Genomic DNA, 11,386 nt, shown 5'->3' with positions numbered 1-11,386 from the left:
AAATATTTGAGGTTATTCGAATAGAATAAAGCCAAAGTTTTTATAATCATGAAAGTTGTGGTTTACCGGAGCCCATTCCCAGGTAGAACCCTTACCTGAGTCATAATCAAAGCGATAAAAATTCATACGCCACTTTGAGCCACTCTTTGGTGGAACATTTCGCAAAGGCTCTAGGAGTTGATAAGGAATAAAAAATTCAGCTATCCAAGCATCTACTTTTCCCATGGATTCAACTATACCTCCAACTGCACTTGTTCGACGAATAATTTTTTTCTCTCCATCATAATCCCATGGTAGCCAACCCTTATATTTACCTCCAAGATTTGGCACCAAGATAGGCAACTCAACATTAAGTGGGGACAGTTCATATTCGAAATAGATAGAGTCTCTCTCATCAGGCCAAATAAAAAGCTCTATGACATCCTCTTTCCATAAGTGTGAATTATCTTCTGTCAAAGTAGCTGTCAGTTTCTTGTCTTGCGAATAATATAAAAAATAAAGTCCCTTCTTGGAATATAAGGACTTCACTTTTAATTCATATGGATCCCCAAATATACGCCTTTGCGGAATAACCATCCACTCGGCTCTTTCCCATGCCTTAGCTGAGCCATTCCCAGTTATTTGAAAGTCACTCGTTTTCTTAATGAAGTATCGTGGTTCTGCTTCTGAACAAGACGAAAATAATAACAATAAAGCGCTGATGTAAACACCCACGTTCAATAAGTATAACTTCATCTTATCTATGAAGCGGTCAGGCGGCTACCGCCTCCGGACGAGCATATTTCTCACCTTGTTCGTCAGCATGATAAGAACTACGAACAAGCGGGCCACTCTCTACCACACCAAAGCCTAAATCTAATCCTCGTTGTTTCCAGAACGCAAACTCTTCAGGTGTTACCCATCGATGAATTGGCAAATGTTTCTCTGTAGGGCGCAGATATTGCCCTAATGTTAGAATATCTACCTTAACTGCTGCTAGATCTTGCAAGGTCTGCTCAATCTCTTTCTTTGTCTCACCCACACCGAGCATCATTCCGGTCTTGGTAGTAAAGCCTCGTCTTTTTGCACGAGCTAGTAATCTTAAACTCCATTCGTATCTAGCCACCGAACGAACTTTTTTCTGCAAGCGCTCTATGGTCTCAATATTATGGTTCAAAATATCAGGCATTGCCTTAAGAACGTTATTCAAGCACCACTCCTTATCTTTAAAATCGGGAATAAGCACCTCTATCTTCGTACTCGGATTTAAGTGTCGTACCGCACGAATTGTATTGGCCCAAATAGTAGAGCCCTCATCTTCTAAATCATCACGTGCTACCGACGTCAAAACAGCATAGCGCAACCCCATCTTTTTCACTGCTTCTGCTACTCTAGCCGGCTCTGCCCAATCTGTCTCTGTAGGTCTACCAGTATCTATCGCACAAAAACTACAAGCTCTCGTGCAGGTATTTCCTAAAATCATTAGGGTCGCTGTTTTGCGACTCCAACATTCTCCTTGATTAGGGCAGCGAGCACTCTCGCAAACTGTGTGCAGATTATTTCCATCGACTAATTGCTTAACCGAAGCATAGCCCTCACCTCCAGGAATTTTAGCTCGAAGCCAAGGGGGTTTTTTGTCGATTGGATATTCCATGGTTTGATTGCGGGTTATCAACTATGTATAGCTCTCCCCTCCCCAGCCAACGTAGCCTCCGCTATCATTTCACTGAGTGTTGGATGAGCATGCACAGTGGAAATAATTTCATCTGTAGTTGCTTCAAGTGATATTGCCAAGCCTATCTCAGCAATAAGCTCTGTAGCATCGGCACCGATGATGTGTGCTCCAAGAATTTCACCATGAGGTTCAGCAATTATCAGCTTTACAAAACCTTCAGGGTCCCCTGCGGCAACGGCTTTACCGCTAGCTCGATAGGTAAATTTACCTACTTTGTAATCTAGTTTATTCTCTTTGGCTTTAGCCTCAGTTAAGCCAATGCTGGCAACTTGTGGCTGGCAATATGTGCAACCAGGATAGAGCGTTACTTTATGCGGTTTTTTGTCTTCCACAAACAGCCCTTCCACCGCTTCAATCGCTTCATGAGAAGCTACGTGAGCTAACCAGGGGGGGCCGATAATATCTCCAGCAGCATAAATTCCGGGCAGACTCGTTTGATAACGCTCATCTGTAACTAAGTATCCTCGATCTAGCTTTGGGGTAACGCCTTCTGCAAGAAGCCCTTCCAAATTCGATTGAACACCAATGGCACACAGTAAACTTTCAGCCTCGAGAACCTGTGCCCCCTTGCCCGATAGAGTAACCGTCACACTTTTAGGACCCACTTCAACTTTGTCGGTTTTGGTTTCGGTTAAAACTTCAATACCGCTTTTCTTAAGAGACTTCGCAAGCGTCTGCGAAATCTCAATATCCTCAACGGGTAGGATATTGGGTAACATTTCCACTAAAGTAACTTTGGTGCCAAAAGCATTGTAGAAATAGGCAAACTCCACCCCAATAGCCCCGGCCCCGATAATAACAATGGACTTTGGCTGAGTCTTTAACTCAAGTGCTTCACGGCTACTGAGTATCCTATTCCCATCAACTTTTAAACCGGGAAGCAAACGAGGCACGCAGCCGGTTGCCAAAAGTATGTGCTTAGCTCTGAGCGTTTCTTGTTTACCATCTGACTTAGTTACTGTGACACTCTTATCTTTGTGAACTTTCCCCATGCCCACGTGATAATCGACTTTCTTTGTTTTAAAGAGAAACTCGATGCCTTTGGCCATTTTGTCAGAAACGCCACGACTACGTGTCACAACCTTTTCAAAATCATAGCCAATCCCCTTAGCCTCTAAGCCAAAATCAGCAGCATGGTTCATGTGTTCATACATCTCAGCACTCTTGAGTAGAGCTTTAGTTGGAATACAACCCCAGTTCAAACAAGTTCCCCCAGCTCGCTCTTTATCTACACAAGCCACTTTCTTTCCTAACTGAGCGGCACGAATTGCTCCAACGTATCCAGCTGGTCCTCCACCAACTACTATCAAATCATATTCCATCTGTTTAATCTAACTCTCTTTTTCAATCTTCAAAGTAACAATAGCGAGGGGGTTTCTAATAGAGCTTTCAATTCTGCCAGATATATTGCAGCAACCGCACCATCCACCACCCGGTGATCAGCAGATACGGTGATACTCATACGATGTCCCACTACAATCTGATCTTGAGAGTCAAGCACAGGCTTTTTAACTATATTACCAACAGCTAGGATAGCGGCCTGTGGTGGATTCACAATAGCTGAGAAACGGTCTACGCCGAACATGCCTAAATTTGAAATGGTAATTGTTCCCGTTGTGTATTCTTCGGGTGTCAATTTTCCTTGCTTCGCTTTAACTATAAGGACCTTAGCCTCCTGGCTAATCTCTTTTAAGCTCTTGCTCTGGGCATCTTTAATAACTGGTGTGATCAACCCAGAATCGATCGCCACGCCGAATGCAAGGTGAACAGACCCGTGTTGCTTGATAGTATCACCAGCCCATGAAGCATTGATAGCAGGTGATTGATGAGCAGCATTAGCTGCAGCCTTCATAACAAAGTCATTAAAACTTAATTTAAAAGGCTCAGCGAGTTTTTCGAATCTAGCATTGAGCTGTTTGCGTAAAACGACCATTGCATCACAATCAACTTCCATTTCCACATAGAAGTGTGGCGATTGCTGCTTGCTCTCGACTAGGCGCTTGGCAATCGTTTTGCGCATATTGGTCAAAGGAATATTTTCATCTTTAGCAATAGGACCGCTAGGAAATACTCCCCAGTTTGTCCCTCCGCCATTTAATTGAGCCATATTTAATACATCATTTTTGACAATCCGGCCTCTGGGACCACTCCCAGAAACCTTCTCTAATGCAATACCTTGCTCTTCAGCAATTTTACGGGCTAGGGGAGAAGCCTTAACACGCGTATCGAATGAACTTTTAGAATGAGTGGGAACAACTAGAGCCTCGCTAGCCACTGGTGTCTCTACTTCTTGGTTTTTAGTGGGAGTAGCCGGCTCATCTTGTGCAACGGACTTTACAGTCTTACTAGCCTGCGCATCTGAAATAATTTTTTCATCAACCTTTTCCCCTTCTTCTCCAACTACCGCGATCACGGATTTTACAGGAGCTGTTGCCCCCTCTTGTGCAACAATCTTTAGAACAACCCCTGCATCAAAAGCTTCCACAGGCATGGTCGCTTTGTCTGTCTCGATTTCTGCAATCTCATCACCTATTTCAATCGCATCTCCTTCTTTCACCAGCCATTTGACTAGTGTTCCCTCAGTCATCGTATCACTTAACTTGGGCATTTCTATTAATTCAGCCATATAAAACTCCAGTTTTTATTATCCGAGAAAAATGTAGCGTGCTTAACCAATAGTTAAAGCAGCTTTTATAATGCGATCAACATTAGGTATCTGATATTTCTCAAGTGGAGGAGAGTAGATTGCGGGTGCATCGATAGCGGAAAGCCTCTTGACTGGCGCATCTAGATAATCAAACGCCTTCTCTTGAATCAGATGCGAAATCTGAGCATCCACCCCACAAAATGGTCTATTTTCTTCTACAAGTAACGCTCGATTTGTCTTCATCACTGATTCGATAATCGTTTCTTCATCAAGTGGACGAATAGAACGGAGATCGATTACTTCAGCACTTACATCATGTTCTGCTTCTAAAACTTCTGCCGCTTTCAATGCCATCACCACACAGCGCCCATGAGTTATAATACTGATGTCTGAGCCTTCGCGCTTTACATCAGCAACACCAATAGGAACTACATAATCATCTTCTGGCACTTCCCAAGTTTCCCCATAGAGCATCGTGTTCTCCATAAAATAAACTGGATCATTGTCTCTGATAGAAGCTTTGATAAGCCCTTTCGCATCATATGCGGTGGCAGGGCATACCACCTTTGTTCCGGGCATATTTGCAATAGCGTTCTCAGGGGTGTGAGAATGGGTGGCTCCTACTCCCGTTCCGCCATTAGCAGGCCCACGCACAACGATTGGGCAATTAATCTTTCCGCCTGACATATAGCGAACGGTAGCGGCATTATTAATTAATTGGTCCCATGCCACATAGGCAAAGCTATAAAACATCAACTCCATGACAGGTCTCACACCCATCATAGAAGCACCTATACCCATTCCAATAAAGCCAGCTTCGCTGATTGGGGCATCCATCAGGCGTTTATCCCCATATTTTTCCCACATACCTTTTGTGACTTTGTAAGCTCCATTATATTGGGCGACCTCTTCACCAATAATCACAACATTTTCGTCGCGCTCTATCTCCTGAGAGAGACCTTCTCTCAATGCATCTCTGTATTCAAGGCTTCGCATAATTTATTACTTTGAAAAGGATTTAAAATTCATCATTAAAGAAGATACGTCCTTTGGAGCTGCGTTGCTCAGGGTTATCTGTCTCCCAGTAGACATCCTCAAGAATAGAGCTTGGCTCAGGGTATGGACTCCGCTCTGCAAATTCTGCTGCTTTGTTAGCTTCTTCGCTAGCAGATTGACTGATCTCCTTAAACTGTTTTTCATTAATTATCTCTTCCTCAATCAACTTGGAATAAAATACATTTATCGGGTCTTTCGTTTTTTTGTATGCTTCGATTTCTTCGGGCGCGCGATAGATTTTTTTATTGGCATCAGCTACGGAGTGCCCTTCATACCGGTAAGTGTCTATCTCGATAAGGGTTGGACGAGATTCCCCGTGTGCTCGGTCAATTGCTTTTTGGATATGATCTCTTACTTCGTAAATATCATGTCCAAAACACTGATCCCATGCCATATCATAACCTTCCGCCCTCTTGGCTAAACATTCTGTATAACGGGATGAGCGGGATTGACTCGTTCCCATAGAGTAACCGTTATTTTCAATCACATAAATGACCGGGAGGTCCCATAAAGAGGCAAGATTGAGAGATTCATGAAAAGCACCTTGATTAACTGCACCATCTCCCAAAAAACACAAACAAGAACCTGTAATACCCCTGTACTTTAATCCAAACGCTATACCCGCTCCCAGTGGAGTCTGGCCTCCGACGATGCCATGCCCCCCCCAGTAGTTCTTATCCGGCGCAAAAAAATGCATCGAACCTCCCTTGCCTTTAGAGCAACCCGTTGCCTTCCCATACAGTTCAGCCATACATTCATTCATGGACATGCCCACCCCTAAAGCGTGACCATGGTCTCGATAAGCCGTAATCAAGTGATCGTTTTCGCCACAAACGGATATCGCTCCAATTGCCACCGCCTCCTGTCCATTATACAGATGCAGAAACCCTGCTATGTTGCCCCTGCTGTAAGCCTTGAGCGAGCGCTCCTCAAAGCGACGGATACGTATCATGTCTCGCAATAACCCTATTTTTTGTTCGGGGCTTAAGGACTGATTAACCCTACTTGAGCCATACTCTAAATCTGCTGTTTTCTTCACCATTCGTATTTCTTCGTTAGAAACCAATTTACTGAGTCACCCCTTGAACTTCGGACAAAATCACTTATAAGCAAGCATCTTCCGTTCCGCAGGATCTTTATTCGAAATAAAGATACACAAGAAATAACTAATTTTCCTTCAACAGAAAGTGAAGAAGTTAGTTCAAAGCCCAACTTAGGGCAAGAAATCCTTTCCAAGGATGTCAATATATTAGAAAATTTAATATATTGACATGAACAATGAAATTGCTTTGCCACAAACACTTTCGCATTTATATAAGTCAAATTTATAGATGAAATTTCCTCAATTCCTGGGGGTTTTGTCCGAATCTTGTAGTTAAGATGATTAACTAAAGAAAGCAAGACGTCCATTAGTATGTGATAAGGAAATCGCTACACATTGTATTCAAAAAATCATGGCAGTATTAACTAAATTGCCGGAAGATTCGTCTAGTCAAACAGGGATTGAATCAACCGAAATCACTTCACAGGATGTATTCATTGGCCGCATGTCTGGCTGTCAGGTATGCTTAGATGATGAAAATCTCTGTCCCGTGCATGCCAGGATCTTTTATGAGGGTAATCACTATTATATTGAGGACCTGCGGTCTAAATCTGGGACCGTAATCAACGGGAATCGTATTGGCACTCCTAGTCCACTTAAAGAGGGAGATATCATCACAATTGGCAGTAGCTCCTTAGCTTTTACCTTAGGGGAAATTAAAACGGCGCCGGATACCGTGCGTCTTTATAGTAATAAGGCTAGATCGCTCACCAGCGATCAAGTGTTAACTGCCATACCTCCTCAGCCTTCTCCACCTCCTCAGCCTTCTCCACCTCCTCAGGCTTATGTACCTCCTCAGACCCTCACCCAACAACCAACCCCTGCACCGTCTGCCATAAATAGCCCCTTAAAGGCCAAACCTGCACTATCTTCCTCTCCTACTAGGGCTAGACACTACCAAACAGCACAGTTAACTGGCTATATCTCTGGCCCTATGCCGGCAAGAAGAACAGGTTCTCTTGGTAGAACAACAGGTCATCTTCCAGGGATGAGAGGAGGGTCTGCACTTCCTCATGCTGTTTTTCCTAACAGATACTATCAGCAGGGCGAAGCCACCCCGCAGGTCAAGGAACTAAACACCGTTTGGTTCATATTAGCCATTGTGCTGGCTTGTATTTGTTTTGCTTTTGGAGGTCTACTCGTTTATCTAGCCTAAGAAAGGGATGAGATACTTGATATACCGTTAGGGGTCGCTGAAACCTAAAGCACGGGCCGCTTGTTGATATTCAGAGTTTTCTGGCTCTATTTCCAAAGCTTTTACAATGGCCTTTTGGGCTTCTTTTCGGCGTTGTAATTGATTTAATGCAAGAGATAGATTATACCAGGCTCTTCCAAAATCTGGACGATTTTTCACTGCGTCTTGGAAAGACATGGCTGCTCCCGATAAGTCTCCTAACTCCGCTAATAATAAAGCACGTGAATAATACGCTTGAGCGTTGCCGGGCTGATTCTTTAAGGCTGAATTAACAAATTCCAATGCTTGATCTGTTTTGCTTATTCTACTAACTAAGACAGCAGCATCTAAATATGTATCCACCCCTCGAGCATCTAATCGCGTTGCTCTAGTAATATGCCTAAGAGCCTCCTCCGGCTTGCCCTCTATGATGGACCACTCTCCATGCGCTAGGCTTGTTGCTGGTTGATCTGCATTCATTTCCATGTACTCTAAGAGCTCAGTTCGTGCCCGAGGTGATAGCTTGTTGTAATGCAATAAGAACCTTGCCGCATCTAACCTAACAGATCTTGTTTCATCCTTAAGAAGTGGTTCGATCCATGGGATAGCTAGCTCTACTCCATTTAATGCTCGAATGGCATGGCTGCGAACCAGGTAGCTGCTATCCTTTAGCTTTTCCCTCAAGAACTGCCTGATTTTAAATTCTCTAACCCAAGGGCCTAACATTGCAACCAAGGCAGCGCGCCATGCATCGATTTCTTCATCCAGAGCTAAGGCGAGAAGCTCATCTCCAACATCTTGAATCCCACGGTGGTACTGCTCTACTGCACGAGCACGCCTACGGCTACGTCTCTTCATTTTCTCTCCGTACCATTTTTCCGTCCACTTAAGAGACCAGTCGACATCCTTGTCTTGATGACAGCGATTGCAAGAATTGGGAATACCAAATTCCTTCGTTAACAGTGGATCTGGAGAGGTAAAACCATGATCACGCCTAAAATCCCTTTGCATAAAAGGAGTGCTCGGCATGTGGCACTCCACACACTGACTGCCAGAAGATCCCGCCTTATGGAAAGTATGTTCCTCTGGTGTAATAAGAGTAGCACCTTTATTGCCTGAACCATGACAATGCATACAAAGCTGGTTATCTTCAATAGGCAGAATTAATTTGCTAGTATGTGGCTTGTGACAATCAGCACAATTGACCCCCTTATGTCCCATGCGGCTCATCATTAGAGATCCGTAAACAAAATTCTCATTAGCTACTTGTCCATCACCATGATACACCCCTGGCAAATTCGGTAGAGCCAAGTGAAAATGGTCGTGGTAACGCTCACCAGACTTAAACTGATCCTTAGTCAGCTCTTGCCTTCGTGAATGACACGAAGCACAATTTTCCATGCTTAGTCCAGGATCGTTGTAAGCTACTTCGTGTGGCTTATTCTCTCTAGCAAGCCTTACATGCTGATCCATTCCCTGGTGACATTCGATACAACTAATGCTTTGAAATAACCACTCACTGTAATAGCTTTCGGTTCCTAAGTCGTAGTTCTTATGGTAGTCAGACATATGGCATGTTGCGCAGTTAGCATTCCAATTATTCCCCTGTCCAGTCCAATGCCCCCAATCACCCGGTAAACGCCTATCATCTCCCTCACCAAATACATAGAACCACTCATCCCTCGAAGGATCATAGGCAGTTGAAAGGGTTTGAAATCTTCCACCTTCAAAGGGAAGCAAGTACTGTATAAGAGGCGTATAGCCAATTACACCAACAGGCTTATGCTTGTGAATAGACCCATCCTCACGATTTTCTAACATACTGAAACCAGAATTTAGCTCAAAACTCGCCTTACCTGAAATAATCGTTTCAGATCTAAATGCTAGCTTGTCTACATCATCTGTCCCGATCAGCCTGTTGGCTTTGGCATGGTGAGAAACCTGCCAAGCATGAACTGAGTCCTCGTGGCATTCCGCACATCCTTCTGGAGATAAGCGCTCAGCCCGCTCAGCATCAAAACTACTTAAGAAACCTTTAGGAGAGTTAATCTTATTTGCCTTTTGGCTGCCTCCACAATTAGCCAACAAACATACTGCAACAGATAAAAATAATAGCCGAAGATACCCTCTGAGCCCGGTAAACATTCAAAGGAATGTTAACTAAATAAGGACGACTAAGAAAGTCTGATTTAAGGATTGAGCCTCGCAGCCTTCTAGGATCAATTAGAACCTATTTGGCAGAAATTAGACTCCTAGAAGACTAGAAGTATTTCTTAACCCCAACATTCAAGAGAATTTGATCTAGCTGCTCAATTTCAATCGCGGCAGCACCGCTAAAAAAATCGGCTTCCGAAAGGCCCAGATAGCGAGCTTCGGAAAATAATGCCCAATCCCCACGGTCAAATAGATATTCCGCACCAGCAATGGCTTGAAATGCCAAAGCCACCTGATCATCTTCATCCTCTAACCCTGCAACAGAATCAGGACCAAAATCATAATCACTTATGTTAATCCAAGCCACTCCTATACCAGGCCCAACGTAAAATCTCCAGTTCTTAACTTGTCCCACTAAAAAGGCATTCACAGCAAACACTGCGCTATCCAGAATGAATGTATCAGCCCCCGAAATAGGAGCAGGGAAAGTTGCTTCGATTTCATTATTTAAATAATAAGCCTCGAATTCTAGTGCCCCCGAGAGGCGGATAGATGGCTTACCTAATTCAGCATCAAACTGATCAATCGGCTCCGTATCAAAAGGCCATAAGTATCCCACTTTTATTCCTGCCATGGGAGTGACTCCATCACCACTCCATCCTAATCTGCCAGTTGCAGCCAAATTAATACCATCTTCCTCGAAAAACTCATCCTGCAATAAGCTCATCCCTCCAAAGACACCCACATAAGTACCACCTTTATGACTCCTATTAAGATCTAGGGATGTTACGACATATTGAGGACCCGGGTAAGGGGCCTTAGGCCTAATTCTCCCTGTTGCAGGCTCAGGAACGGTTACCACATTAGGGTCCGCACTTGTTACATCAGGGCTGGGAAGTGGTCTTGGAGGATTGGGGGGAGGAACAGCGCTGCTCTCCTGAGCAAAAGCCGGAACATCCCATAAGGCAAAGACAACAAATAGCAATGCTATGAGAGTAATATTGCCTCTAGAGAAATTAAGACCATCAGGGCGTCGATTCATAGTTACTTTTTATTCTTATTAATATAAAAAGTCAACTCGTTTATTCTACTTACAAGCTGAACTAAGAGTTTGAATCGACAGAATTAATTAAACTTTAGGAAAAAAATAAAACTTCCTTCTGCTCAAGCACGCAGCTATTTACTTCAGAATAAAGGGACTATCTATGGCTTTGCCTAGTTTTACGAGAAATACTCCCCTAATTTCGCATCAAGTGACATACTTCTTTCTCCCAAATCACGCGCCTTGGTGTCATACGCTTTTCGAATTTTTCCTGGCGATTTACCGAAGTATAATGCATATGCACAATTGCCCAAAGCACGTACAGAGTGACAAAACCCAAAACGCCGAGTGTGGTTGGCAACATGATCATAGGAGTCATTTGGCCGGAAGTGAACCATCCCACTAAGGTTGTTCCCACGCCAATAGCTAGAATAGCCCATCTTACCAGGGCCAGCCGCTTCCTTGCTGTCTCTAGTTTTTCCATAAATTATACTCCC

10 protein-coding genes are annotated in these 11,386 nt (G+C 43.7%); 1 reads left to right on the top strand and 9 read right to left on the bottom strand.

The features are described 5' to 3' along the window. Window positions 1–12 precede the first annotated feature (12 nt). Genes AAGA18_02010 through pdhA form a run of 6 tightly spaced genes read right to left on the bottom strand, consistent with a single transcriptional unit; the run spans window position 13 to window position 6,459 of the window. Window positions 13–735: a carbohydrate-binding family 9-like protein gene (locus tag AAGA18_02010; GenBank protein ID MEM9444103.1), complete on the bottom strand. Its 723-nt coding sequence runs from the start codon at window positions 733–735 to the stop codon at window positions 13–15. A 16-nt stretch (window positions 736–751) separates the two neighbouring features. Further along, complete coding sequence (lipA, locus tag AAGA18_02005; protein MEM9444102.1) at window positions 752–1,633, bottom strand: lipoyl synthase; 882 nt, start codon at window positions 1,631–1,633, stop codon at window positions 752–754. A 17-nt stretch (window positions 1,634–1,650) separates the two neighbouring features. After that, complete coding sequence (lpdA, locus tag AAGA18_02000; GenBank protein MEM9444101.1) at window positions 1,651–3,036, bottom strand: dihydrolipoyl dehydrogenase; 1,386 nt, start codon at window positions 3,034–3,036, stop codon at window positions 1,651–1,653. A 29-nt stretch (window positions 3,037–3,065) separates the two neighbouring features. Next, window positions 3,066–4,340 carry a dihydrolipoamide acetyltransferase family protein gene (locus AAGA18_01995; protein MEM9444100.1) on the bottom strand — a complete coding sequence of 425 codons (1,275 nt, stop codon included), beginning with the start codon at window positions 4,338–4,340 and terminating at the stop codon, window positions 3,066–3,068. 42 nt (window positions 4,341–4,382) lie between these two features. Continuing rightward, window positions 4,383–5,357 (bottom strand): alpha-ketoacid dehydrogenase subunit beta, encoded by a 975-nt coding sequence (locus tag AAGA18_01990; protein MEM9444099.1) that lies wholly within the window; start codon window positions 5,355–5,357, stop codon window positions 4,383–4,385. Between the two features lie 22 nt (window positions 5,358–5,379). Beyond that, on the bottom strand, window positions 5,380–6,459 hold the full coding sequence (pdhA, locus tag AAGA18_01985) for a pyruvate dehydrogenase (acetyl-transferring) E1 component subunit alpha (GenBank protein ID MEM9444098.1): 1,080 nt from the start codon (window positions 6,457–6,459) through the stop codon (window positions 5,380–5,382). A 412-nt stretch (window positions 6,460–6,871) separates the two neighbouring features. Here pdhA and AAGA18_01980 point away from each other — a divergent pair, with 412 nt between their 5' ends. Further along, window positions 6,872–7,675 (top strand): FHA domain-containing protein, encoded by an 804-nt coding sequence (locus AAGA18_01980; GenBank protein MEM9444097.1) that lies wholly within the window; start codon window positions 6,872–6,874, stop codon window positions 7,673–7,675. 27 nt (window positions 7,676–7,702) lie between these two features. Here AAGA18_01980 and AAGA18_01975 read toward each other — a convergent pair whose 3' ends face one another. The 3 genes from AAGA18_01975 to AAGA18_01965 all read right to left on the bottom strand — a co-directional run bounded on the left by AAGA18_01975 (window position 7,703) and on the right by AAGA18_01965 (window position 11,373). Further along, a complete protein-coding gene (locus tag AAGA18_01975) occupies window positions 7,703–9,838 on the bottom strand; it encodes a cytochrome c3 family protein (GenBank protein ID MEM9444096.1) in 2,136 nt (711 codons plus the stop codon). Between the two features lie 115 nt (window positions 9,839–9,953). After that, on the bottom strand, window positions 9,954–10,889 hold the full coding sequence (locus tag AAGA18_01970) for a hypothetical protein (GenBank protein MEM9444095.1): 936 nt from the start codon (window positions 10,887–10,889) through the stop codon (window positions 9,954–9,956). A 196-nt stretch (window positions 10,890–11,085) separates the two neighbouring features. Beyond that, on the bottom strand, window positions 11,086–11,373 hold the full coding sequence (locus AAGA18_01965) for a hypothetical protein (protein MEM9444094.1): 288 nt from the start codon (window positions 11,371–11,373) through the stop codon (window positions 11,086–11,088). Between the last annotated feature and the right edge of the window lie 13 nt (window positions 11,374–11,386).

Source organism: Verrucomicrobiota bacterium (assembly GCA_039192515.1).
Lineage (GTDB): Bacteria > Verrucomicrobiota > Verrucomicrobiia > Methylacidiphilales > JBCCWR01 > JBCCWR01.
Note: the sequence above shows the minus strand (reverse complement) of the source record. Positions and strands in the feature narration are given on the sequence as shown.

Coding starts and splice junctions, on each gene's coding strand:
- AAGA18_02010 (MEM9444103.1), bottom strand. CDS start 735: ATGAAGTTATACTTATTGAACGTGGGTGTTTACATCAGCGCTTTATTG.
- lipA (MEM9444102.1), bottom strand. CDS start 1,633: ATGGAATATCCAATCGACAAAAAACCCCCTTGGCTTCGAGCTAAAATT.
- lpdA (MEM9444101.1), bottom strand. CDS start 3,036: ATGGAATATGATTTGATAGTAGTTGGTGGAGGACCAGCTGGATACGTT.
- AAGA18_01995 (MEM9444100.1), bottom strand. CDS start 4,340: ATGGCTGAATTAATAGAAATGCCCAAGTTAAGTGATACGATGACTGAG.
- AAGA18_01990 (MEM9444099.1), bottom strand. CDS start 5,357: ATGCGAAGCCTTGAATACAGAGATGCATTGAGAGAAGGTCTCTCTCAG.
- pdhA (MEM9444098.1), bottom strand. CDS start 6,459: ATGGTGAAGAAAACAGCAGATTTAGAGTATGGCTCAAGTAGGGTTAAT.
- AAGA18_01980 (MEM9444097.1), top strand. CDS start 6,872: ATGGCAGTATTAACTAAATTGCCGGAAGATTCGTCTAGTCAAACAGGG.
- AAGA18_01975 (MEM9444096.1), bottom strand. CDS start 9,838: ATGTTTACCGGGCTCAGAGGGTATCTTCGGCTATTATTTTTATCTGTT.
- AAGA18_01970 (MEM9444095.1), bottom strand. CDS start 10,889: ATGAATCGACGCCCTGATGGTCTTAATTTCTCTAGAGGCAATATTACT.
- AAGA18_01965 (MEM9444094.1), bottom strand. CDS start 11,373: ATGGAAAAACTAGAGACAGCAAGGAAGCGGCTGGCCCTGGTAAGATGG.